The sequence below is a fragment of the Stenotrophomonas rhizophila genome, assembly GCF_000661955.1.
Lineage (GTDB): Bacteria > Pseudomonadota > Gammaproteobacteria > Xanthomonadales > Xanthomonadaceae > Stenotrophomonas > Stenotrophomonas rhizophila.
Genome location: NZ_CP007597.1, coordinates 1901824 through 1924333 on the forward strand (window position 1 = coordinate 1901824; position 22510 = coordinate 1924333).

Below are 22510 nucleotides of genomic sequence, written 5' to 3' on the forward strand. Positions count from 1 at the left end.
CATGGAACGCATTCCGATCCTGCAGATGGGCGATCTGCTGCTGGTGACCATCCAGGTGGACATGCATGACCAGCTGGCGCTGACCCTGCAGGACGACCTGAGCGAGAAGATCCGCCGCACCTCCGCGCGTGGTGTGCTGATCGACATCTCCGCACTGGACATCGTCGATTCCTTCATCGGGCGCATGATTTCCACCATTTCCTCCATCGCCCGGATCATGGATGCCACCACCGTGGTGGTGGGCATGCAGCCGGCAGTAGCGATCACGCTGGTGGAGCTGGGGCTCACCCTCAGCGGCGTGCGCACCGCGCTCAACGTCGAGCGCGGCATGAAGCTGCTGCAGCGTACCGACGAAGAGCTGCCATGACCGCGCCGACCGGGGTGTTGCCGATCCGCGTCGAACAGGATGTGGTGCTGGCACGCCAGGCCGCGCGCCAGGCGGCGGTGGCGTGCAAGCTGCGGCTGATCGACCAGACCAAACTGGTGACCGCTGCCAGCGAGCTGGCCCGCAACGCGGTGATCTACGGCGGTGGCGGCACCATGGCGTGGGAAATACTGGAAAGCGGCCTGCGCAAGGGCGTGCGCCTGGTGTTCACCGACCAGGGCCCCGGCATTCCCGATCTGGCCCAGGCACTTACCGATGGCTGGTCGTCCGGCTCGGGCATGGGCCTGGGCCTGTCCGGTTCGCGCCGGCTGGTGGATGACTTCGAGCTGGACAGCGCACCGGGCGAGGGCACGCGCATTGCCATCACCAAATGGACCTGAACTTCACCGGCCAGGTGACCCGGGTGGTGGTGGTCGAAGAAGTCTCGCAGGTCGGGCAGGCACGGCGCGAAGCGTTGGCCTTGGCCGACCATGCCGGCTTTGACGAGATGGACGCCGGGCGCGTGGCCCTGGCCGCCACCGAACTGGCCACCAACGTGATCAAGCACGGTCGCGGCGGGCGCATGTACCTGTCGCTGGTCTGCGGCCGCAGTGGTCGTGGCGTGGAACTGTGCACGTTGGATGCCGGCCCCGGTTTCTCGCTGTCCGAGTGCCTTCCCGATGGCGTCTCCACCGGCGGAACCCAGGGGCTGGGGCTGGGCGCCATCCGTCGCCAGGCAACGGTGCTGGATGCCTGGTCCGATGCACGCGGCGCGGTGATCGTGGCGCGCATCTACCCGAGCCGATGCGCGCCGGACATCGACCTTGCCTACGGCGCGTTGCGCATTCCCATGCGCCATGAAGTGGCCTGCGGCGACGGCTGGCACCTGCGCGCCGACGGGCACACCACCGCACTGAGCCTGATCGATGGACTGGGCCATGGCCTGCCCGCAGCCGATGCCGCCCAGGCCGGCACGGCGGCCATGGCCACCGCCTCGGCCTTCGATGCGGCCACGCTGATCGGCACGATGCATGCGGGCATGTCCGGCAGCCGCGGGGGCGCCGCCGCCGTGGCCTGTGTCGGGCAGGACGGCCAGAACGTGCAGTTCGCCGGCATCGGCAACATTTCCGCCTCGCTGTGCGAGCCCACCGGCTCGCGCGGGATGGCCTCGCACCCGGGCATCGTCGGGGTGCAGTTCCGCAAGGCACAACCCTTCCACTTTCACACTCACGCAGGCACGCTGCTGGTCATGCACAGTGACGGGCTGCAGGCGCGCTGGAGCCTGCGCGACTACCCCGGCCTGGTCCACCGCCACCCGGCGTTGATCGTGGCGGTGCTGCAGCGTGATTTCGACCGCGGTCGGGACGATGTCGGCATCGTTGCCCTGCGACTTGGAGAGTTACATTGATGTCCACTGCCAACGATCAGCAGGTGCAGCAGCTGCGCATGGAAGCCGACGCACTGCGCGCCGAACTGGACGAAACCAACCAGGGCGTGCTGGCGCTGTATGCCGAGCTGGACCAGCAGGCCGAGCAGCTGCGCGAGGTCTCGGAGCTGAAAAGCCGGTTCCTGTCCTACATGAGCCACGAATTCCGCACGCCGCTGGGCTCGATCCTGAGCATGACGCGCCTGCTGGAGGACGGCATGGACGGTCCGCTCACCGACGAACAGCGCCGCCAGGTGCGCTTCATCAGCGCCTCCACCAGCGAGCTGCGCGAGATGGTGGACGACCTGCTGGACCTGGCCAAAATCGAGGCCGGCCGCATCACCATCTCGCCGGCCTGGTTCGACCTGATGGATCTGTTTTCGGCGCTGCGTGGCATGTTCCGCCCGCTGGTCGAAGGCGACCAGCTGGACCTCCTGTTCGAGGACCCGCCGGCGTTGCCCATGCTGTACACCGATGACAAGAAGCTGGCGCAGATCCTGCGCAATTTCATTTCCAACGCACTGAAGTTCACCCCCAACGGGCAGGTGGTCGTCTCGGCCCGCATGCAGGGCGATGATTCAGTGCGCTTCAGCGTGCGCGACACCGGCATCGGCATCCCGGCCGACCTGCAGTCCACCCTGTTCGAGGATTTCGTCCAGGTCGATACGCCGCTGCAGAAGCGCCTGCGCGGCACCGGCCTGGGGCTGTCGCTGTGCAAGCGCTTCGCCGAACTGCTGGGCGGCCATGTGGGCGTGGACAGCGTGGTCGGCGAAGGCTCGGATTTTTACGTGGTGCTGCCCTACAAGCTCGCCGAGGAGACGCCCCGTGCCGAACTCTGATCGTATCCTGGTGGTGGATGACAACGCCGCAACCCGCTATGCGGTGCGGCGCGTGCTGGAACATCACGGCTACAAGGTCGAAGAGGCCGGTACCGGTGGGGAGGGCCTGGCACAGCTGGCCCGGCAGGATTTCGGTGCGCTGGTGCTGGACGTCAACCTGCCGGACATGAGCGGGTTCGACGTGGTGCGGCAGTTGCGCGACGACCCGCGCATGCGGCTGTTGCCGGTGGTGCACGTGTCGGCGGCCTCGATCGCCACCGGCGACCTCATCACCGGCTTGAACGCCGGTGCGGACGCCTACCTGATCCACCCGGTCGATCCGGACGTCCTGCTGGCCACGTTGCGCACGCTGTTGCGCGCGCGGCGTTCGGAAGAAGCCCTGCGTGAAGCCGAAGCACGTTTTGGCGAGATCTTCCGCCAGATCAACGCGCCGATCGCGGTACTGGATGCCGAGCTGCGCTATCACGATGCCAACGACGCCTTCGTGCGGCTGCTCGGTGAAGACGGCGCGCCGGGCAGGTTGGAGGCGCTGCTGGCGGACCAGGTGGTCCCGCTGAGCGCGCTGAAGGTTGCGCTGGCCGAGGGCGAGCGCTGGCAGGGCACGTTTACCCTGCGCGTGGGCGCGGCAACGCGCATCACCGAATGGCGCGTCACGCCGTACCGTGCGCCCGGCCAGGGCCTGGTGCTGGTCCAGGACACCACCGAACGCCACGCGCGCGAGACCGAGCAGCGCCAGGAGCTGGAAAGCGCGACCTCGGAACTGGCCTTTCAGATCGCAGAGCGCCAGCGCACCGAGGTCGAGCTGCTGCAGGCGCAGAAGATGGATTCGCTGGGCCAGCTCACCGGCGGTATCGCGCACGACTTCAACAACCTGCTGACCACGATCATCTCCGGCCTGGACATGATCGAGATCGCCGTGGCCCGAGGCGCATGGGACAAGGCCTCGCGCTATGTCGACATCGCCACCGCCTCGGCCCACCGCGCCGCCGCGCTGACCCAGCGCATGCTGGCCTTCGCACGCAAGCAGCCGCTCGATCCGCAGACCTTCGACGTGGTGGCCCGGATCCGCTCGCTGGAAGACATGCTGCGTCGGTCCATTGGCGAGAACATCGAGCTGGAACTGGAGCTGGGTGCGCAACCCATGGTGGCCGTGGCCGACCCGAACCAGTTCGAGAACGTGATCCTCAATCTGGTGATCAACGCGCGCGACGCGCTGGCCGGCCAGGGGCTGATCCGGATCCGGGCCGGCCGTACCCATGTGGAACGCGACCATGAGCTGGCGCCGGGGCACTACATCAGCGTAAAGGTGCTCGACAACGGCAGCGGCATTCCGCTTGAGCTGCTGACCAAGGTCTTCGAGCCGTTCTTCACCACCAAGCCGCAGGGCGAGGGCACCGGCCTGGGCTTGTCGATGACCTACGGGTTTGCCCGGCAGTCCGGCGGCAGTGCGCGCATCGCCAGCGAGCGCGGGGAAGGGACCGAGATCGAACTTCTACTGCCCGAAGGCCAGCTGCTCAGCCCCGAGCAGGCGCCGCAGCCCACCCAGGTGCCGCGTGGACGTTCCGAGCGGATCCTGCTGGTGGACGACACCGACTCGGTACGCATGATGGTGCGCGAGATGCTGATGGAGTCGGGCTACCAGGTCGTGGAGGCAATCAACGCGCAGCAGGCGCTGCTGGAGCTGCATTCCGAGCGCGGCATCGACCTGCTGCTCTCCGACGTGGGCCTGCCCGGTATGAACGGCCGCGAGCTGGGCGACGCTGCCCGCGCGTTACGGCCGCAGCTGCCGGTGCTGTTCATCACCGGCTATACCGAGAGCGCGGTGGTACGTAACGACTTTCTCGGAACCGGGATGGCCTTGTTGCCCAAGCCGTTCAGCGTCAACGAACTGCTGCGCAGCGTGCGCCAGATGCTTCCGCTGGCCTGAGCGGGCCGGTTGTTACGGTGACGGGCGGTGCTCGCCGAGCGCTGCCCGTCGCGCGCGGAACACCTCCGGCGTCTGCGGCTTCACGAACAACGCCACCAACTCGGGGTACTCGGCTTTCACCGCTTTCTCGATGCGGGTGATGCACGCCTCGATCTGCGGGGTGGTACGGTCGTCCTCGAATTCGGCGCTCAGCATTGCCACCACCTGGTCCGGCCCCATCTGCATGGTGGTGACGCCGTTGGCATTGCGCAGGTCGGGGTCGGTGTTGGCCACCGCCAGAATCCGGTTGGCCACGCTGGGGTGGGCCGGCTCGCCCACCAGCAGTCCCTTGGTTTCGCGGGCGAGCAGGAAGGCAGTGACCGCCAGCACCGCGGCAATGCACAGCGACGCCACGCCATCGAGCACCGGCATGTCCAGCAGTTGTGCCGCCAACAGGCCCACCAGCGCGAATCCAAGACCCAGCAGCGCCGCACTGTCTTCCAGCAGCACGGTGAAGGTGGTGGGGTCCTTGCTGCGGCGGAAGGCCTCGAAGTAGCCCATCGTGCCCTTGGTGGCACGGAACTCGCGCAGCGCGATCCACCACGACGCGCCTTCAAACGCGATGGAGATGCCCAGCACCGAATAGCTGATCAGGTGGTTGGTGGCCGGCTCGGGGTGACGGATGTGCTGGATGCCTTCATACGCCGATACGCCCGCACCGGCGGCGAACACCAGCAGCGCCACGATGAAGCTCCAGAAGTACAGCTCGCGCCCATAGCCGAACGGGTGCACGGTGTCGGGCTTCTTCTCCGAACGGCGCAGGCCGTACAGCAACAACACCTCGTTGATGGTGTCCACCAGCGAATGCACGCCCTCGCTGAGCATCGCCGAACTGCCCGACAGGCCGGCGGCCACGAACTTGGCGATGGCGATGCACAGATTGCCGACCAGTGCGGCGTAGATGACCAGGCGGGAACCGGACGGCGCGGCCATAACGGGGGAACTCAGTCTGCGGCGCGGTTGGAAGGTGGACCGTTGCGGCCGCGTTCGACGGCGTCCTCGACGCGTGCCACCAGTTCGTTGATGTTGAAGGGCTTGCCGATGAAGGGAACGCCCTGATGCTGCTTCGGGACCATCTGGATGTAGACCGCCGAAGCGAACAGGAAAGGCGTGCCGGTGCGGGCGAGGCGGTCGGCTACCGGAAACACCGGCCCGTCGCCCAGCTCGATGTCCAGCACGGCGGCGTCAAAGCGCTGGTAAACCAAGGTGCCGAGCGCGTCAGTGACCGAGTACGCCGGCACCACGTCATAACCGGCCTGGCTGAGCACTTCGACGAACAACCGGGACACGTCGATCTCGTCTTCCACGACCAGAACAACGCCACGCGAAGGGGGAATGCGCACACTACCGTTCATGGGGTTTTTACTGAGGGGGTATTTGATCCTGTGCCTGCCGATGTCAACGCAGCGCCAAGTTGTGTTACGTCGCCGTTGACAGGGGCACGCGGCCAACGCGTGCGCTAGTCCGCACCGTCTTCGTCGTCCAGGCCATCGCCATCCCACGCCGCGGGGCCGCTGTCGGGGCCTTCCTGCGCCGGGTCGACCGGTTCCAGCAGGGTGTAGTCGTCGCGCGCGGGATCACGGAAGGCGCGACTCACCGGATAGGCCTCCAGCGGTGGCGTAGCGGCCTGCGCCTGCAGTTCGGCGGGCGTATGCAGGGCACCGGACAACCACGCCATGGCCACCGATGCATCGATGAACACCGGTCCATCGGACGTGAGCGGGGCAGGGATGCCGGGGTTCGGCGCGGTCAGCACGGTGAAGCTGTCGATCTCCTGGCCGTCCTCACCGGCCCAGTGTTCCCACAGGCCGGCCGCCAGCAGCGCCAAGCCGTCGGTGCGTTGCACGAACAACGGCCACGGCGGGCGACGCTGCCGATCCCATTTGTAATAGCCGGTCAGGGCAACCACGCAGGGCCGCTGCTGCCAGGCCTGGGCGAAGATGCGGCTTTTGGCGGCGCGCTCCAGCCGCGCGGTTACGGTGGTGTAGGGCGTGGACGGTTGTTTGGACCAGCGCGGTACCAGGCCCCAGCGCATGTCCGCCGCTACCAGGCTGCCATCGCCGTCGCGGGCCAGCACGGTGGCGCTGCCGTTCTTGCCGATGTTGTAGCGGTCCGGGGCGGTGGCCAGTGCGTCGGCCAGCGAGGCCGGCAGTCCAACGGGCAGTGAGGAAGGGTCGGCGATGGCTTGGGCGAAGCGGCGCATGCCCGCAGGGTACGGGGGCGGTTGTGAGCCGCCGGTCAGGGTGACGCGCCGATGACATGCACCGGCGTCTAATCGGCGCATGGTCAACGCTTCCTTGCCGAACTCACTGCACGCACGCGCACCCGCGCGCTGTCGTTGCACCTTCCCTTCGCTGGCGAGGCCAGGCCGATGACGCGGCGCAAGACCCTCACGCTGGCTACCTACAACGTCAACGGCATCGGCACGCGGTTGCCGCACCTGCTGGCGTGGCTGGCGGCCGAGAAGCCCGACGTGGTGGCGCTGCAGGAGATGAAGGCAACCGACGCGGCGTTTCCGGCGGCCGAACTGGAACAGGCCGGCTATGGCGCGCTATGGCTGGGTGAGGCGCGCTGGAACGGCGTGGCCTTGCTGGGGCGCGGTGTGACGCCGGTTGAAAGCCGCCGGCGCTTGCCGGGCGAACCGGCTGACACCCAGAGCCGCTACCTGGAAGCGGCCGTCCACGGCATCGTGGTGGCGGGCCTCTACCTGCCCAACGGCAACCCGCAACCGGGCCCGAAGTTCGACTACAAGCTGCGCTGGATGGAGCGCCTGATCAAACACGCCCGCAGCCTGGTGGCGCTGCCGCACCCGGTGGTGATCATGGGCGACTTCAACGTCATTCCCACCGACGCGGACGTGTACGACCCCAAGGCCTGGCGCAAGGATGCGCTGTTGCAGCCGGAAGTGCGCGATGCGTACGCGCGTCTGTTGGCGCAGGGCTGGACCGATGCGCTGCGTGCGCGCCACCCCGACGAGGTGATCTACACGTTCTGGGATTATTTCCGCCAGCATGCCGAGCGCGACCGTGGCCTGCGCATCGACCACCTGCTGCTCAATCCCGCGCTGGCCGACCGTCTCAAGGACGCCGGCGTGGACCGCTGGGTGCGTCTGCAGGACAAGGCCAGCGACCATGCGCCCACGTGGGTGGTGGTGAACGCGCCTTGAGGCGATCATCTGTTCCGCCCATGCCCACTTCCACGCCCCACACCACGCAATCACTGGCCGCCTTCGAGCCGGCCACCCGCGCCTGGTTCACGTCCGCGTTCGACGCTGCCACGCCGGTGCAGGTCGCCGCGTGGGCGGCCATTGGTGCTGGCGACCACACGCTGGTGATCGCGCCGACCGGATCGGGCAAGACCCTGGCCGCGTTCCTGCATGCCATCGACCGGCTGTTCCGGGTGCGTGCGCAGCGGCCGCGCGTGCCCGGTGACGGCATCGGCGTGCTGTACATCTCGCCGATCAAGGCGCTGGGCGCGGACGTGCACCGCAACCTGCAGGTGCCGTTGGAGGGCGTGAACGCGCAGCGCGCGCTGCGCGGGGACCCGGCGTTGGCGCTGTCGGTGGCGATCCGCAGTGGCGACACCACCAGCGCCGAACGCGCCCGGCTGCTGCGGCGGCCGCCGGACATCCTGATCACCACGCCCGAATCGTTGTTCCTGATGCTCACCTCCAAGGCGCGCGACAGCCTGCGCGACGTGCATACGGTGATCATCGACGAGATCCACGCGGTGGCTGGCAGCAAACGCGGCACCCACCTGGCGTTGAGCCTGGAGCGCCTCGACGCGCTGGCGCAGCAACCGGTGCAGCGGATCGGCCTGTCGGCCACGGTGCGCCCGGTGGAGCAGGTGGCCGGCTTCCTGGGCGGCGACCGGCCCGTCACCGTGGTTAACCCGCCGTCGGACCGGCAGCTGGACGTGCGCATCGTGGTGCCGGTGGAGGACATGGCCGATATTCCCTCGCCGCTGGGCGAGGGCGGCACTGCGCTGGCGGGCCGGGTCGGGTCGATCTGGCCGCATGTGGAAGCCAGCATCCTGGACCAGGTGCTGGCGCGACGCGCCACCATCGTCTTCGCCAACTCACGCGGCGTGGCCGAAAAACTCACCGCGCGGCTCAACGAGCTGTATGCCGACCGCCTGGCGCGCGATCCCGGCCTGCACCCACCGCCAGCCGCCGCGCAGGACGCCGTGCCTGCCGACGGCCATTACGCGTCGTTCAACGGCGGCACCAGCGGGCGGGTGAGCGGGGCGGCGGCGCTGATTGCGCGTTCGCACCATGGGTCGGTGTCCAAGGAACAGCGCCGCGAGATCGAACAGGCGTTGAAATCCGGCGAACTGCGCTGCGTGGTGGCTACCTCGAGCCTGGAGCTGGGCATCGACATGGGGCGCGTCGATCTGGTGATCCAGGTCGCGGCGCCGCCGTCGGTGGCCAGCGCGCTGCAACGGGTGGGGCGGGCCAGCCATCAGGTCGGCGGCACATCCACGGGGCTGGTGTACCCGCGCACGCGGCGCGACCTCATCGATGCCACCGTGGCCATCGAGCGCATGCTGGCCGGACGCATCGAAGCGGTGGATCCGCCGCAAAACCCGCTGGACGTCCTGGCCCAGCAGACGGTGGCGGCCGCCGCCATGGACACACTGGATTTGGATGCCTGGTATGCCCGCGTGCGCCGCGCCGCGCCGTATCGCACGCTGCCACGCAGTGCGTTCGATGCAACCCTGGACATGCTTACGGGGCGTTATCCGTCCGACGACTTCGCCGGGTTCCGTCCGCGCCTGGTCTGGAACCGGCAGACCGGCACGCTGGAAGCGCGGCCGGGTGCGAAACAGCTGGCCGTGACCAGCGGCGGCACCATCCCCGACCGCGGCATGTTCGGCGTGGTGCTGCCCGAAGGCGAGGAGCGCGCCGGGTCGCGGCGCGTGGGCGAGCTGGACGAAGAAATGGTGCACGAGTCGCGGGTCAACGATGTGATCACGCTGGGCGCCACGTCGTGGCGCATCGAACAGATTACCCATGACCAGGTAGTAGTGACGCCCGCGCCCGGGCGCTCGGCGCGGTTGCCGTTCTGGCGCGGCGAAGGCGTAGGACGGCCGGCGGAACTGGGCGAAGCGGTCGGGGCCTTCATAGCGGCGCTGGAACGCGCTGCCGATGAAGGCGAGCGGCCCGCCGCGATGACCGAACGCCTGCAGGCCTGCGGGCTGGCCAGCAATGCCATCGAAAACATTTACGGGCTGCTGGACGAGCAGCGCCAGGCCACCGGCGTGCTGCCTACCGACCGCAGGCTGGTGGTGGAGCGTTGCCGTGACGAGAACGGCGATTGGCGGCTGATGCTGCATTCGCCTTACGGGCGGCGCGTGCACGACCCGTGGGCCCTGGCGATGGCCGCGCGCATCCGCGAACGCTGGGGCGTGGACCCGGCGGTGGTGGCCAGCGACGACGGCATCATCGCGCGGATTCCCGATACGGCCGGCCGCCTGCCCGGCGCGGACCTGTTCCTGTTCGACCCGGAACAGGTGCGGCGCGAGGTGGCCCGTGCGGTGGGAACATCGGCGCTGTTCGCGGCCCGTTTCCGCGAATGCGCGGCGCGTGCCCTGTTGCTGCCGCGACGCAGCCCGGGGCGGCGTTCGCCGCTGTGGCAGCAACGCCTGCGGGCGGCCGAACTGCTGGCCATCGCACAGCGCTACCCCGACTTCCCGATCCTGATCGAGGCCGCGCGCGAGTGCCTGCAGGACGTGTACGATCTGCAGGCGCTGGGCGCGCTGATGCAGCGCCTGGCCGAGGGCAGTGTGGCCATTGCCGAGGTCACCACCGAGGTGCCGTCGCCGTTCGCGGCAAACCTGTTGTTCGGCTACGTGGCCGAGTTCATGTATGGCACCGACGTGCCGTTGGCCGAGCGCCGCGCGTCGGTGCTGTCGCTGGATGACGGCCTGCTGGCCGACCTGCTCGGGCAGGTGGACATGGGCGAGCTGCTGGATGCGGCCGTGGTCGACCAGGTCGGTGCGGAGCTGCAGCGTCTTGCGCCGGCGCGGCGCGCGAAGGGCAGGGAAGGCGTGGCTGACGTGCTGCGCGAGCTGGGCCCGCTGTCGCTGCCGGAGGTGGCGCGGCGGCTGGTGGACGAGGCGGCCATCGAGCACCTGCACGCCCTCGAACGCGACCACCGCGCCCTGCGCATCCCCTTGGCTGGCAGCGAACACTGGGCGGCGGTGGAAGATGCCACACGGCTGCGCGATGCGCTGGGCATCGCGTTGCCAGCGTTGCCACCGCATGCCGTATTGCCGCCATCCACCGATCCGCTTGGGGAACTGCTGGCCCGGTACGCGCGTACCCACGCGCCCTTTACCACCGCGCAGGTGGCAACGGCATTCGGCGTGGGTGTGGTGGTGGCCGACGCAGCGCTGGAACAGCTGCAGGCGCAGGGCAAGGTGCTGCGCGGCAGCTTCGGGGTAGTCCGCCAGGGACAGGATGCAGTCGATGGCATGCCCGCACCGCTGGCGCTGGCCCACCACGAATGGGTGGCCGACGACGTGCTGCGGCGGCTGCGCACGCGCTCGCTGCAGGCGGCGCGCGCGGCAACCCGGCCTGTCGCGCAGGATGCCTACGCGCTGTTGCTGTTGGAGCGGCAGGGCCTGGTGCCCGACGCGGCGCCGGCAGTGCGCGTGGCCCACGCGTCCACCGCCGCGTTGCACGGCATCGATGGCGTGGCGAGGGTGGTGGAACTGCTGGCCGGCGTGAGCGCGCCCGCGTCGGTCTGGGAGAGCCAGATTCTGCCCGCCCGCGTGGGCGACTACGCACCGGGCATGCTGGATGAACTGCTTGCCACCGGCAGCGTGCTATGGGCCGGTCATGCGCGCGTCGGCGACGACGATGGGCTGGTGTCACTGCACCTGCAGGAGGTTGCGTTCGAGACCCTGCCGATACCCACCGTGACCGACCTTTCGCCGTTGCAGCAGGCCATCGTGGCGGTGCTGGGCGAGGGCGGTGCCTATTTTGCGCGCGCCTTGGCGATGGCCGTGCAGGGGCGGATGGCCAACACGGCGACGGATCCGGACACGGTGCCGGCGATCACTCCGGACACGCTGCATGCAGCCCTGTGGGACCTTGTCTGGGCCGGCCATGTCACCACCGACATCTGGTCGCCGCTGCGCGGGCTGGCCGGCACGCGCCCGCCGCGCCCGCGGGTGGTGCGGCCAACCCGGCGGCAGCGCGATCCGCGCTGGATCGACATGGCCGGGCCACGCGAACACACCGACACGTCGCCGACCGCGGCCGCGAGTTTTGCCGCACCCAGCCTGGCGGGGCGCTGGTCATTGCTGCCGCGCGAGACCACCAGCGACACCGTGCGTGCGGTGGCGCTCGCCGACGGTCTGCTCGACCGGCATGCCATCGTCACCCGTGGCGCGGCGGTGGCCGAGGGCATCGTGGGCGGGTTCCCGGCGCTGCAGCAGGTGTATCGCGGCATGGAAGATGCCGGTCGCGTACTGCGCGGCCGCTTCGTGACGGGGCTGGGCGGGGCGCAGTTCGCCGAGCGCGCCACGGTGGACCGGCTGCGCGCCATCGCCGACACCCTGCAGGCAGCGCCGTCGCCGGTGGTGGTGGGGCTGTCCGCGCTGGACCCGGCCAACCCCTTCGGCAGCGTGCTGCCGTGGCCAGCGCATGCCGCCACGCTGCGCCCGGTGCGGCGCGCCGGCGCGCTGCTGGTGATCGGCGCCGGGCGCCCGCTGATGTACCTGGCACAAGGCGGGCGCCAGCTGCTCACGTGGTTCGATGCGGCGCAGGCCAGCGCGGATCTCACCCAGGCCGCGTGCCAGGCATTGGCGGCGGCGTTGCGGCGTGGCCGGCGGGGGCGCTTCACCCTGGAGCTGATCAACGATGCGCCGGTCGGTCGCGATGCACTCACCGACGCGCTGCGCGCCGCCGGATTCCGCAGTGCGCCCCGTGGGCTGGACTGGGAAGGGTGACCCAAACCCGGTTCAGCTGACCGCCACCACTTGCTGCTTCGACACCGGGCGCAGCGCGAGTTTGTAGGTGACATTGGTGATGGTGCGGCGCGGATCGGTGGGGTGTGGGCGGGTCGCGGTGCTGGTCCTGCCCAGCCGCCACAGCCCCAGCATGACCACCTGCGCGCCCACCGGGAACGACCGCAGCCACGCTGCATCGTCATGGCCCACGCTGACCTCGACGAACACGCGCTCGTCCACGATGCCGGTGTGCTGGTACTTCGGTGCGCAGTTCAGGAACGTGGTGCTGAAATCCGCACCGGGTTGCGCGGGCCGGTGCGAGCGCACGGTGCCTGACAGGGCCAGCGGAATCTCATTGCTGGCCGCGTCCACGCGCTCCCATGCCGCATCGTAGCGGTCCAGTGCGTAGAAGAACGCATCCCACGCCACCCGCTTCTTGCCCAGCCGCATCACCACCCGGGCGTCCAGCAGCGCGTCGTCGTCGCACATCGCGCGCAGCACCAGCAGCGCGTTCACGGTACGCAGATGCGCGTCCAGCGCCGGCCCGCCGCCACGCTTCAGGTCCTGGTGCAGGGGCAGCAGGCGCAGCTCGTGGCGGCCGTCCTCCAGCCGATGCACCAGCGCCGGATCGAGGCTGCTGGCCAGCAGCGTATCCAGGCGACCGGGCACGTTGTAGCGGCAGGTGGGCGCGTGCTCGGCGCCCTTTTCGAGGTGGATGCCTGCGGGAATCGTGACGGGCACGCGATCAGCACCGGTACGGGTGTGCTCGGGCACGAAGCGGACCTGCGCGGTGCAGCCTTCGCCGTCGCAGAACAGCGCCGGCAGCGTCTGCGCAGCGTCCACACGCTGCTGAAGACCGGCGATGCCATGCGCGGTGCCATGCGACCCGACGGCGGTGTACATCGTGATTGCGCGACTCATCTGGAACCAACTGCACCGACCGGGGGCCTACATGGTAGCGGTATTGGTGGCGCAGGCCGCGTGCGCGCCAGTCCGGCGACCAGTGGCGGCACACCGGAAACGCCGGCCGCTGGCCCGCTCCCGATAACCCGGTAGTGCCGGCCGCTGGCCGGCTCCCGATAATCCGTGGAGCCGGCCAGCGGCCGGCACTACGCGGCAGGTCCGTGGAGCCGGCCAGCGGCCGGCACTACGCGGCAGGGCTGTCTGGCTGGCGTATGACCGCACAACAGGAATCGGGACGGCGGTACTGGTGCGCTCGCGTGCCAGCGGTCAAGAATGGCCCTTCAACGAACACGGCGGAGTGCATTCATGGACGGAAGGCAATGGTGGGGCATGGCGCTGGTGTGCGCGGCAGGGGCGCTGGCCGTCGTGCACTCGGCCCAGGCGCAGGTTTATAAATGCACCGGCGGCAACGGTGAAACCGTGTACGCGCAGCAGCCGTGCGGCACCGGCGCCAAGGAGGTCACCATACGCGCAAACCGGGCCGCAACCCGTACCCCGGGCGAGGCGGCAACGCAATCCGCCGTGTTACGTTCCACCGATCTGTCCGATGCGTCCATTGCCGAGCGCAACTGCGTGAACGCAGCGCGGTCGAGCATCCAGGGGCCGGTTGACCGGCGCATCGACACCTATCAGCGCCAGGTGGCCGCACTGAACCAGCAGCTGGGCGACGACGACAAGGATGCGCTCGCCGCTGCCACACGCGATGCCGGCGTGCGGGCGCAGATCGCCAGCCTGGAGCAGTCGATCAGCGCCGAGCGCCGCAGCGCGGACAGCAGCCTCGGCACGGCGCAGCAACGTTGTGCCGAGCAGCGCCGTGACCGTGAAGCCAACATCGAGCGCAAGTACGCACCGGCGCGCGCGGCAGGCGACACCGCAGCCCAAAGCCTGTGAGGGAGCAGGGTGCCGCGGCGTAGCCGGCCGGTGGCTACTCAGCGCGTGGCGTGCACGGCTGGCTGGCGCGGCTTGTACTGGCAACGCGGGTAGCCCGAGCACGACTGGAAGCTGCCGTAGGCACCACTCCGCTGCACGATCACCCCGCCATCGCAGGCCGGGCAGGGCTGTTCCTGGATGCTCCTGCCGTCGAGCGACGTCACCTGCACCGCGCCGTCCTGCACCAGTTCGGTGAGGAACGCCGAGCGCCTGCCACGCACGCTGAACATCGCCACGGTGCGCCGCGCACGGGTCAGCGCCACGTAGAACAGCCGGCGCTCTTCGCCCAGCGGCCAGGTGTCGGCGTGGGGCATGGCCAGCGCCAGCACCGGGTCGTCGGCGCGGGTGTTGGGGAAGCTGCGCTCCAGCATGGCCGGCAGGATCACCACGTCCGCCTCGGCACCCTTGGCACGGTGCGCGGTCAGGAAGCGCACCTCCAGCTGCTGGCCGAACCGTGCCTGCCAATCGGGTGGCACGAACGCGCGGTCGGCGTTGTACCGGCCCAGCACGAACACCGACAGCTTGCCGCTGCGGCCCGGCGCGCGCTCGCCACTGAGCAGCTGGCGCTGCAGCTGATGCAGGTACTGGCCCACGGCATCGCGCAGCTGGTCGCGGTTGGCCACCTGGAAGGCCAGCAGCGCCGGCCCCTGCGCGGCGGTCTGCGACCGCACCTGCTTGCTGATCTGCGCCGGGTTCCGGCTGATGAAGCGGCTGGACACATCGCACAGCGCCTGCGGGCAGCGGAAGGTCTGCTCCAGCTTCAGTACCTGGCCGTGCCCGAACCAGTCGACGAAACCGGTCATCACCGACACATCGGCGCCGGCGAAGCGGTTGATCGATTGCCAGTCGTCGCCCACCGCGAACAGGTGCCGGCCCGGCGCCTGCACCAGTGCGCGGCACAGGCGCGCACGGGCGCGCGAGGCGTCCTGGAATTCGTCGGCCATCACCAGCTGGTAGGGCGAAGCATAGCGGCCCTGCTCGAGCAGCTCGGCGGCCTGGTTGAGCATGTCCTCGAAGTCGATCGCGTGCTCGGCGGCCAGCGCGTCGTCCCAGCCCTGCAGGATCGGCGCGGCCAGCGCCAGGAACAGGCGATGGCGGTGCTTGAACTGGTCCTCGGGCAGGGCCCGCAGGCGCTGCGCCATGTCCTCCACCGTCAGCCCGTTGCTCTTGGCGTGGCTGATGAAGGTGCGCACCAGCGCGATCAGTTCGGCGTCGGGCATGGGCCGTGCGCCACTCTCGGGCAGTGCGCGGTCGGGGTTGGGGTCAAGCAGTACCCCTTGCCTGGCCAGCGCCTGGCCGAGCAGGTCGAACAGCGCGCCACTGCGCAATGCGGCCGAATCGGTGTGCAGCGTGTCGGCGCGGTCGCGCCCGGCGGTGTCAGGCGCGCCGCTGCGGTGTTCGTGCCGCAGCGGGGTGCCGGTGTAGTGGAAGCTCGCCGCGCCGGCCATGTGGCGATCAGTGCCGGGGTCGAAGTGGTCGCCGCGTTCGTAGCGGTAGCCCACCCCGTTGTAGAACAGCCAGTCGGCAATCAGGCAGGCCTCGATGTCCTGCACGCGTTCGCCGTTGAGGGTGTGCACATAGCCGCGTCCATCGGCCTCCCAGCCATCGGCGATGGGCGCGCTGCCCTGCGTGACCAGGTCGCGACCGAACACCAGCCGGAACAGGTCCCACTGGGTCCGGAACGCATGCGAGCGGTCCTTGAGCTGGTCCACCAGGTCGGCCAGCCGCTCCAGCCCCTGGCCGGCGTCCACCGCCCAGTCCGGCACGTTCGGGAAACGCCCGGTGGCCTGGCCGATGATCTGCCGGCCCAACGCGTGGAACGTGCGCGCCTGCACGCCCTCGGCGTCCATCCCCAGCCGCTGGAAGGCCTGGTCGGCGCGCTGCTGCAGCTCGTTGGCGGCATCCTTGTTGAAGGCCAGCATCACGATCTGCTCGGCGGCCACCAGCCCACGGTCCACCGCATAGGCGGCCTTGGCCACCATCGTGGCGGTCTTGCCCGAGCCTGCGGCGGCCACCACCAGCACGCGGCTGTCGAAGCACAGCACCGCCTGCAGCTGCTCGTCGGTCAGCGGGCGCTGCTCCACCCGGTCCAGCAGGGATGCCGCCGCCGCGCGTTCGCGTTGTACGTGCGCCGCGTTACGGGCCTTCCAGGCGGCAGGCCAGTCGCTGCACCAGCGGTTGAGGTCGTCTTCGATCTGCGATGCGTCGCCGGGCAACTGGCTGCGCAGGTCCGGATCATCGAACACCGCCCACAACCCCTCCTCATCCAGCGCCAGCGCCGGGCGTCGCTGCAGCAGCGCGTGCTGGTGCTCGGTGGTGAACCAGCGATGCTGGCGGTCGGCCTGCGCCAACGCGGCGTCGGCCTCGTCGAGCCACTCGCCAATCACCACCAGCGCCTCGCGCATGGCCTGCACCGGGTGGTCGGCAGCATCGGGTTCCAGGCGCTGCGCCAACGCGGCCTGCAGCGGGCCCAGCTGCGCATTGGGCAGCCCGTCCACGTGCACCGTTGCATCGTCGGCAAACAGGGTCAGCCCGGTCCAGAACAGGCCGCGCTTGAATGCTATCGACGTGGTACGCAGCGGCGCCCGGTGCAGATGCCCGTCAACCTCCAGCGTGATCTGCGCTGCGCCCAGCTGCAGCCGCCACGCGGGCGACTGTGTGATGCGTTGGCCCTGCGCCGAGGGACCCCAGTACTGCGTCATGCCGCCAACGCCTCAACCCACTACGCGAAGCAGCAGACCATACCCGATCAGCACCACGCCCAGCAGGGGAATGGCGACCAGCGAGGCGATCGACCAGCGCAGTGCCTTGCGCGAGGCGGTGGTGGCCAAGGCCATGTTGCCGGCCAACCGATGCGAGGCCACGCGGTTGGCGTGGATCGTGGCGACGATGCCGAACGGCGGAAATCCGCAGATGATGCTGATCACCGCGAGCGCCATGTGGTCCTTGGGCGCGTTGGCCGGTGGCGTAGCCGTGTTCATTGCACCATCCATGTTCGAAGGGCCCGGGAGTTTACCCGGGCGCCTTGCGGTTGCGCAGCCCGGCGCTCACCCCTCGCAGGCCACCGCGCTGCGCGAACGCCGGTCCACCAGCACCGCAACGCCCCACAACAGCAGGCCGCCCAATGCCGTTGCCGCACCGACGTACCCGGTAGTGGCCGGGCTGAAACCGGCGCCGATGGCCATGCCACCGAACCACGGCCCCAGTGCATTGGCGGTGTTGAACGCGGCATGGTTGGATGCGGCGGCCAGCGTCTGTGCTTCGCCGGCCACGTCCATCAAGCGGGTCTGCAGCACCGCGGCCAGCGCGCCCATGGTGCCCACGGCGATGATCATCGGGAAAATGCTCCACACCGACTGCGCCGCCAACGGGTACGCCAGCAGCACCACGATCGACCACACCAGCACCAGCGCAGCGGCACGGAAGTGGAAGCGGTCCACCAGCCAGCCACCGGCCACGTTGCCGATGATCGCGCCGATGCCGAAGATGCCCACTGCCAGCGGCATCCAGGATTCGGCCAGGCCGGTTACCTGGACCAGCGTGGGCGCCAGGTAGGTGAACACGCAGAACATGCCGGCAAACCCCACCGAACCGATCGCCAGCGCCAGCCACACCTGGGTGCGGTTGAACGCGCGCAGTTCGCGCATCGGCGAGGTGCGCACTTCATCGGGATCGGGCAGCAGGTAGCGCGCAATCATCACCACGGTGGCGATGGCCAGCACGCTGACCAGCGCGAAGGCGGTGCGCCAGCTGAACTGCTGGCCCAGCCAGGTGGTGAGCGGGTTGCCCACCAGGATCGCCACCGACAGGCCCAGCAGCACCTTGGACATGGCTGCGCCGCGCTGTGCGGGCGGGCTGATGGCCGCGGCCACCAGCATCGCCACGCCGAAGTAGGCGCCGTGCGGCAGGCCGGCCACGAACCGGGCCACCAGCATGGTGCTGTAGTTGGGGGCCAGCGCGCTGGCCAGGTTGCCCACCGCGTAGAAGCCCATCAGCCCCAGCAGCAACGTGCGCCGGGCATAGCCGGCGCCGGCGAAAGCCAGCACCGGTGCACCCACCACAACGCCGATGGCGTAGGCGCTGATCAGGTGGCCCACCTGGGTTTCGCTGATCGACAGGCCGCGGCTGATTTCCAGCATCAGGCCCATGCTGGCGAATTCACTGGTGCCGATGGCGAAGCCACCCAGCGACAGGGCCAGCAGGATGAACGTGCGCTCGCGCGGGGACAGGCGCGCGGCCAGGGGGGCAATCGAAAGGCTCATGCGGGTGCGGTGGCGGATGCGTTGCAACGGGGAGCGGGGCATTGTACTGCTGCGGCGCAGCAATACCCCGGTTCTGTCGTGCTGCCGGGTAGGATGCTGTGATGCGCCGCCGGGCAACACAGGCGCCCGCAGCACAAATGTGAAGCGCCGCACGGGCTGTCTCGCGGGATCGTGCGACAATTCATTCCCTGTACCCCCGATGTGGCGGGTACGCCTGCACGGGGCCCACGCCGCCCCATCGAGGAACGCAATGCACACAGGCTCCGGCTTCCCCAGTGTGGTCGGCTTTGACCTGCCTGGCCTGCAGGACGGGCCGGCCCCGTCGCGGGTGATTGTCAGTGCCTTGCTCGACACCACCCCGGGCGATGACTGGATGCGGGTCCTGGATCGCCTGGCCTGGCCGGCATTGCGGCTGGACCACGGCGTCGAACAGCTGCGCCTGGTGGGGCAGGGCATCCACTTCGTCGGGGATATCCGGGATGGACGTGGGTTGTCGGCCGCCGTGCGCGAACTGTTCGACCTGGTCACGGCCAAGGTGCTCTCTGCGCGCATGGCCGCGCTCGAAAATCCGGTGGACGACCTCGCACTGACGGCCCCGCCGTTGGCGCCCATCCTGGTGTCGCACGATCCGCGCCTCGCCGATGTCGCCGCGTTGTTGGAACTACCGGCGCTGCCGGCCCTGCTGGAACTGGCCAGCCGCCTGACCGGCATGCGCTTTGTCGCGGTCGCGCGGGTCACCGCCGAGCGCTGGACGGCGTGCGCCGTGCACGACCTGCTGGGCTTCGGGCTGCAACCCGGGCAAGACCTGGTGCTGGAAACCACCATCTGCGACGAGATCCGCCAGCACCACCACACGGTGCAGTTCGACCACGCCAGTGCCGACCCGGTGTTCTCCACCCATCCCACACCGGCGATGTACGGCTTCGAAAGTTACCTGTCGGTGCCGATGTTCCGGCGCGACGGCAGCCTGTTCGGCACCCTGTGTGCGCTGGACCCCAACCCCTCGCAGCTGGATGCGGTAAGCGTGCGGTGCTTCGAAGTGTTGGCCGCATGGATCGGCGCGCAGCTGGAGCTGGAGGACGCGCAGGGCACCATCGACAGTCAGGCGCCACAGACCGTGCGTGCCGCGTTGGCGGCGGTCGCCGAACAGGCGGCACGGATCGCCGCCAGCGCGGCGCCAACGTCAGCGCTGCACGACACTGCCAAGCGCATCGAAGCGTTGAGTCGGGTCGAGCGCTGAGGCCACTGGCAGGCGCCGGGCTCGGTCACGTGCGTCGACGGCCCCCGCGTTCAGTCCTTGAATCGCACCGAGCGGGCGATCGCCTCGACCGCTTCGTACGCATCGGCATCGCTGCCGGGTGGAAAGATCGCCACCAGGCGCACATAGCGACGTCCCGGCCATAGCGCCAGATAGTGCACGTACCGACCACCGTCAGGCAGGCTGCCGGTTACCCGCTCGCCGTCGATACCGCCAAAGGCCACCGCTTGCCGCGCAAGGGGCGTGCCCTGCTGGATCTCACGGGTGCCGCCGATCAACACCCCTGACAGTCTGCCCAGATCATCCGAGCCGGCGGGCAGGGACAACTGCGAAGCGATGATCACCCGCGGCTGACCTCCGTCGGGGTCCACATCGCGTTCGCCGGCCATCATCAGCATGCCGGCGCCGGCCAGCGTATCGATCACCCGGAAGGGCGGCCGTGCGGTGGCATGGAAGGGCAGGGCCGCCAATGCCTCATCCAGGCTGGCGGGGCTGCCCAGCGTCACCGACGCCAGGGCGGCCAGCGCAGCAGGCTGTGCCAGGGCGTGCGCCGTGGGCGCCTGTACGGTCACCAGCACGGTGCGGCGCCCCTGATACAGCGCGACCCATTTGTCGAACACATGTCCATGCGCGGCCTGGCGGCCGATCGCAACCGGCACCGTAATGCCGTCGGCGGCGATGGACTGCAGGCGATCGATCTCCACCCCTTGAGTGGCAAAGTGGTGGCGTGCACTGGGCAGGTCGTTGAACAGCGTGGCAACGGCCGGCGCGCTGTGGGCCGGTAGCTCGGCTACCAGGATGCTGGCCTGGCCATCGGCGGTGACGAACCCGGCGAAGTTGGGGGCAGGCAGGAAGCCGGCCGGGGGCGCCATGCGGACCAGCGAGCCAGGCACGGGTTGCACCGGTGGCGCAGGGGGCGCCTTGCAACCCACCAGCAAGGGGAGCAGGCAGCACGCGGCGGCACGCAGAGCACGGCGAAGAAACGCAAGCATCGAAGCCTCATTGCAGAAGTCCCGGCGTCGGCGAACCCGCCGCGGGGCGTTCAAGGCACCGGTGTGATCGCGTCACCGCCGATGGTCGAAGCCGGCCATGCTCGGATCCATCGCGGCCCGTTGCAATACAACTTCTTTGAAATGCGCGTGCCGTTGGGCTCAGCTGTCGGCGTCGACCCGGGCAAAGCGCGGGCGGCGCACGCCGTCCACCTCCACCTCCGCGCAGAATATGGCGAACGGGCGTACCCACAGGCCCACGTCCGCATCGCGCGGGCGGTACAGCACCAGCGGCTCCAGCGTTTCGCTGTGGCGCACCACGCCCAGCACGTCGTAGTTGCCGCCCTTGAAATGGCGATAGTGGCCAAGGGGCAGGCTGGGCAGGGGCGCAAGATCGGACATGGTGGCGTGGGCAGGTCAACCGATGGCCGCGAAGTATCGCACCGTGCACGTTCGCTGACGGTGTCGCGCCGCCAGCCCGGCGCCGCTGCCCGATCACCCCCCAGCGCGTAGAATAGGCCCCATTGCCGTTGTCGGCCGCCTTGGATCCGCGCGCCCATGCCGCCAGCCTCCCTGTCCAGGAAATCCCCGTTGCTTGCCGCCGAAGCGCATGCGGAGGGCTTCGTGCAAGTGCGCGAAGCGCGCCGCTCGGAGCTGGTGGAAGACTACGTGGAGCTCATCGCCGACCTGATCGCCGACGGCCGCGAGGCCCGCCAGGTGGATATCGCCACCCGCCTGGGCGTGGCGCAGCCAACCGTGGCCAAGGCGCTGAAGCGGTTGGTCAAGGAGGGCTGGGCGGTGCAGCGGCCGTATCGCGGCGTGTTCCTGACCCCGGCCGGCGAGGCGCTGGCGGTGGAGATGCGCGCGCGCCACCAGACCGTGGAGAAGTTTCTGCTGGCACTGGGCGTGGACGCCGATTCGGCGCGACGCGATGCCGAAGGCATCGAGCATCATGTGAGCGAAGCGACCCTGGCCGCGTTCGAGGCGTTCGTGCGCAAGGCCAATGGCCATGGTTGAGTACCTGCCCGCGCCGCCGCCGCTGGGCGTGCCGGTGCACGACCAGGACGAACACTGGATGCGCCACGCGCTGGCGCTGGCCGAGCGTGCCGAACGCGAGTTCAACGAGATTCCGGTGGGTGCGCTGCTGGTCGGCGCCGACGGCCAACTGCTGGGCGAAGGCTGGAACCTCAACATCGCCGACCACGACCCCAGCGCGCATGCCGAGATCGTGGCAATGCGCAAGGCGGGCAGGGCGATCAGCAACCACCGGCTGGTGGGCAGCACGCTGTATGTGACGTTGGAGCCGTGCGCGATGTGCGCCATGGCGATCGTGCATGCGCGCGTGGCACGCGTGGTGTATGCCGCCAGCGATCCCAAGACCGGCGCCTGCGGCAGCGTGTTCGACCTGCTGGGCGACGCGCGCCACAACCACCGGGTCGAGATTCATGGCGGCGTGCTGGCCAAGGACGCCAGCACCCGGTTGACCAACTACTTCCGCGCCAAACGCGGCAAGCCGCCGCTGCTGCTGGAATAACCGGCACTGTCCGCGACGGGGTG

20 protein-coding genes are annotated in these 22510 nt (G+C 69.3%); 11 read left to right on the forward strand and 9 right to left on the reverse strand.

Annotation, left to right across the window (positions count from 1 at the left end):
- Position 1 precedes the first annotated feature (1 nt).
- From DX03_RS08130 to DX03_RS08150, 5 genes are read left to right on the forward strand one after another with little or no spacing between them, the layout of a single operon-like run.
- Positions 2–367 carry an STAS domain-containing protein gene (locus DX03_RS08130; protein WP_038687823.1) on the forward strand — a complete coding sequence of 122 codons (366 nt, stop codon included), beginning with the start codon at positions 2–4 and terminating at the stop codon, positions 365–367.
- Entirely contained in the window at positions 364–765 is a 402-nt protein-coding gene (locus DX03_RS08135) for an ATP-binding protein (protein ID WP_038687824.1), read from the forward strand. Before DX03_RS08130 ends, DX03_RS08135 begins: the two co-directional genes overlap by 4 nt.
- Complete coding sequence (locus tag DX03_RS08140) at positions 756–1772, forward strand: ATP-binding protein (RefSeq protein ID WP_038687826.1); 1017 nt, start codon at positions 756–758, stop codon at positions 1770–1772. The genes DX03_RS08135 and DX03_RS08140 overlap by 10 nt, the downstream gene beginning before the upstream one ends.
- Positions 1772–2629, forward strand: a complete 858-nt coding sequence (locus DX03_RS08145; RefSeq protein ID WP_038687828.1) for a sensor histidine kinase — start codon at positions 1772–1774, stop codon at positions 2627–2629. The genes DX03_RS08140 and DX03_RS08145 overlap by 1 nt, the downstream gene beginning before the upstream one ends.
- Positions 2616–4556 (forward strand): response regulator, encoded by a 1941-nt coding sequence (locus DX03_RS08150; protein WP_038687830.1) that lies wholly within the window; start codon positions 2616–2618, stop codon positions 4554–4556. Before DX03_RS08145 ends, DX03_RS08150 begins: the two co-directional genes overlap by 14 nt.
- Positions 4557–4568: 12 nt before the next feature.
- Here the strand turns inward: DX03_RS08150 and DX03_RS08155 are convergent, their stop codons facing one another.
- From DX03_RS08155 to DX03_RS20415, 3 genes are all read right to left on the reverse strand, one after another.
- Positions 4569–5528, reverse strand: coding sequence for a cation diffusion facilitator family transporter (locus DX03_RS08155; RefSeq protein ID WP_038687832.1), 960 nt, complete (start codon positions 5526–5528; stop codon positions 4569–4571).
- An 11-nt stretch (positions 5529–5539) separates the two neighbouring features.
- Complete coding sequence (locus tag DX03_RS08160; protein ID WP_342342003.1) at positions 5540–5902, reverse strand: response regulator; 363 nt, start codon at positions 5900–5902, stop codon at positions 5540–5542.
- A 152-nt stretch (positions 5903–6054) separates the two neighbouring features.
- Positions 6055–6798, reverse strand: coding sequence for an SOS response-associated peptidase (locus DX03_RS20415; protein WP_051598790.1), 744 nt, complete (start codon positions 6796–6798; stop codon positions 6055–6057).
- A 168-nt stretch (positions 6799–6966) separates the two neighbouring features.
- Here DX03_RS20415 and xth point away from each other — a divergent pair, with 168 nt between their 5' ends.
- Entirely contained in the window at positions 6967–7761 is a 795-nt protein-coding gene (xth, locus tag DX03_RS08170; protein ID WP_038687834.1) for an exodeoxyribonuclease III, read from the forward strand.
- Between the two features lie 20 nt (positions 7762–7781).
- The gene (locus DX03_RS08175) at positions 7782–12551 is read left to right on the forward strand and encodes an ATP-dependent helicase (RefSeq protein WP_038687836.1); all 4770 of its coding nucleotides are present in this window, start codon (positions 7782–7784) and stop codon (positions 12549–12551) included.
- 12 nt (positions 12552–12563) lie between these two features.
- Here the strand turns inward: DX03_RS08175 and DX03_RS08180 are convergent, their stop codons facing one another.
- Positions 12564–13472, reverse strand: coding sequence for a hypothetical protein (locus DX03_RS08180; RefSeq protein WP_038687839.1), 909 nt, complete (start codon positions 13470–13472; stop codon positions 12564–12566).
- Positions 13473–13844: 372 nt separating this feature from the next.
- On the opposite strand from DX03_RS08180, the gene DX03_RS08185 reads away from it, so the two are divergent.
- On the forward strand, positions 13845–14405 hold the full coding sequence (locus DX03_RS08185; protein ID WP_051598791.1) for a DUF4124 domain-containing protein: 561 nt from the start codon (positions 13845–13847) through the stop codon (positions 14403–14405).
- Positions 14406–14443: 38 nt separating this feature from the next.
- On the opposite strand, the gene DX03_RS08190 is transcribed toward DX03_RS08185, so the two are convergent.
- From DX03_RS08190 to DX03_RS08200, 3 genes are all read right to left on the reverse strand, one after another.
- Complete coding sequence (locus tag DX03_RS08190; protein ID WP_038687840.1) at positions 14444–17146, reverse strand: UvrD-helicase domain-containing protein; 2703 nt, start codon at positions 17144–17146, stop codon at positions 14444–14446.
- 12 nt (positions 17147–17158) lie between these two features.
- Complete coding sequence (locus DX03_RS08195; protein WP_038687842.1) at positions 17159–17425, reverse strand: CD225/dispanin family protein; 267 nt, start codon at positions 17423–17425, stop codon at positions 17159–17161.
- A 66-nt stretch (positions 17426–17491) separates the two neighbouring features.
- Positions 17492–18706 (reverse strand): MFS transporter, encoded by a 1215-nt coding sequence (locus DX03_RS08200; RefSeq protein ID WP_038687844.1) that lies wholly within the window; start codon positions 18704–18706, stop codon positions 17492–17494.
- Between the two features lie 250 nt (positions 18707–18956).
- On the opposite strand from DX03_RS08200, the gene DX03_RS20420 reads away from it, so the two are divergent.
- A complete protein-coding gene (locus tag DX03_RS20420) occupies positions 18957–19946 on the forward strand; it encodes a GAF domain-containing protein (RefSeq protein WP_051598792.1) in 990 nt (329 codons plus the stop codon).
- Positions 19947–19996: 50 nt separating this feature from the next.
- Here the strand turns inward: DX03_RS20420 and DX03_RS08210 are convergent, their stop codons facing one another.
- Positions 19997–20857: a hypothetical protein gene (locus DX03_RS08210; protein WP_185753490.1), complete on the reverse strand. Its 861-nt coding sequence runs from the start codon at positions 20855–20857 to the stop codon at positions 19997–19999.
- A 258-nt stretch (positions 20858–21115) separates the two neighbouring features.
- Positions 21116–21355 carry a DUF1653 domain-containing protein gene (locus tag DX03_RS08215; protein WP_038687848.1) on the reverse strand — a complete coding sequence of 80 codons (240 nt, stop codon included), beginning with the start codon at positions 21353–21355 and terminating at the stop codon, positions 21116–21118.
- Between the two features lie 156 nt (positions 21356–21511).
- Here DX03_RS08215 and mntR point away from each other — a divergent pair, with 156 nt between their 5' ends.
- Together mntR and tadA are read left to right on the forward strand one after the other, a co-directional pair.
- A complete protein-coding gene (gene mntR, locus DX03_RS08220) occupies positions 21512–21970 on the forward strand; it encodes a manganese-binding transcriptional regulator MntR (protein WP_038687850.1) in 459 nt (152 codons plus the stop codon).
- Positions 21963–22487 (forward strand): tRNA adenosine(34) deaminase TadA, encoded by a 525-nt coding sequence (gene tadA, locus DX03_RS08225; protein ID WP_038692092.1) that lies wholly within the window; start codon positions 21963–21965, stop codon positions 22485–22487. The genes mntR and tadA overlap by 8 nt, the downstream gene beginning before the upstream one ends.
- The last annotated feature ends 23 nt before the right edge of the window (positions 22488–22510 follow it).

Bases quoted from the DNA above. Each gene is read 5' to 3' on its own strand.
- DX03_RS08135 (WP_038687824.1), top strand. From the start codon at position 364: ATGACCGCGCCGACCGGGGTGTTGCCGATCCGCGTCGAACAGGATGTG.
- DX03_RS08130 (WP_038687823.1), top strand. From the start codon at position 2: ATGGAACGCATTCCGATCCTGCAGATGGGCGATCTGCTGCTGGTGACC.
- DX03_RS08155 (WP_038687832.1), bottom strand. From the start codon at position 5,528: ATGGCCGCGCCGTCCGGTTCCCGCCTGGTCATCTACGCCGCACTGGTC.
- mntR (WP_038687850.1), top strand. From the start codon at position 21,512: ATGCCGCCAGCCTCCCTGTCCAGGAAATCCCCGTTGCTTGCCGCCGAA.
- tadA (WP_038692092.1), top strand. From the start codon at position 21,963: ATGGTTGAGTACCTGCCCGCGCCGCCGCCGCTGGGCGTGCCGGTGCAC.
- DX03_RS08180 (WP_038687839.1), bottom strand. From the start codon at position 13,472: ATGAGTCGCGCAATCACGATGTACACCGCCGTCGGGTCGCATGGCACC.
- DX03_RS20415 (WP_051598790.1), bottom strand. From the start codon at position 6,798: ATGCGCCGCTTCGCCCAAGCCATCGCCGACCCTTCCTCACTGCCCGTT.
- DX03_RS08200 (WP_038687844.1), bottom strand. From the start codon at position 18,706: ATGAGCCTTTCGATTGCCCCCCTGGCCGCGCGCCTGTCCCCGCGCGAG.
- DX03_RS08215 (WP_038687848.1), bottom strand. From the start codon at position 21,355: ATGTCCGATCTTGCGCCCCTGCCCAGCCTGCCCCTTGGCCACTATCGC.
- DX03_RS08145 (WP_038687828.1), top strand. From the start codon at position 1,772: ATGTCCACTGCCAACGATCAGCAGGTGCAGCAGCTGCGCATGGAAGCC.
- DX03_RS08195 (WP_038687842.1), bottom strand. From the start codon at position 17,425: ATGAACACGGCTACGCCACCGGCCAACGCGCCCAAGGACCACATGGCG.
- DX03_RS08140 (WP_038687826.1), top strand. From the start codon at position 756: ATGGACCTGAACTTCACCGGCCAGGTGACCCGGGTGGTGGTGGTCGAA.
- DX03_RS20420 (WP_051598792.1), top strand. From the start codon at position 18,957: ATGCACACAGGCTCCGGCTTCCCCAGTGTGGTCGGCTTTGACCTGCCT.
- xth (WP_038687834.1), top strand. From the start codon at position 6,967: ATGACGCGGCGCAAGACCCTCACGCTGGCTACCTACAACGTCAACGGC.
- DX03_RS08185 (WP_051598791.1), top strand. From the start codon at position 13,845: ATGGCGCTGGTGTGCGCGGCAGGGGCGCTGGCCGTCGTGCACTCGGCC.
- DX03_RS08175 (WP_038687836.1), top strand. From the start codon at position 7,782: ATGCCCACTTCCACGCCCCACACCACGCAATCACTGGCCGCCTTCGAG.
- DX03_RS08190 (WP_038687840.1), bottom strand. From the start codon at position 17,146: ATGACGCAGTACTGGGGTCCCTCGGCGCAGGGCCAACGCATCACACAG.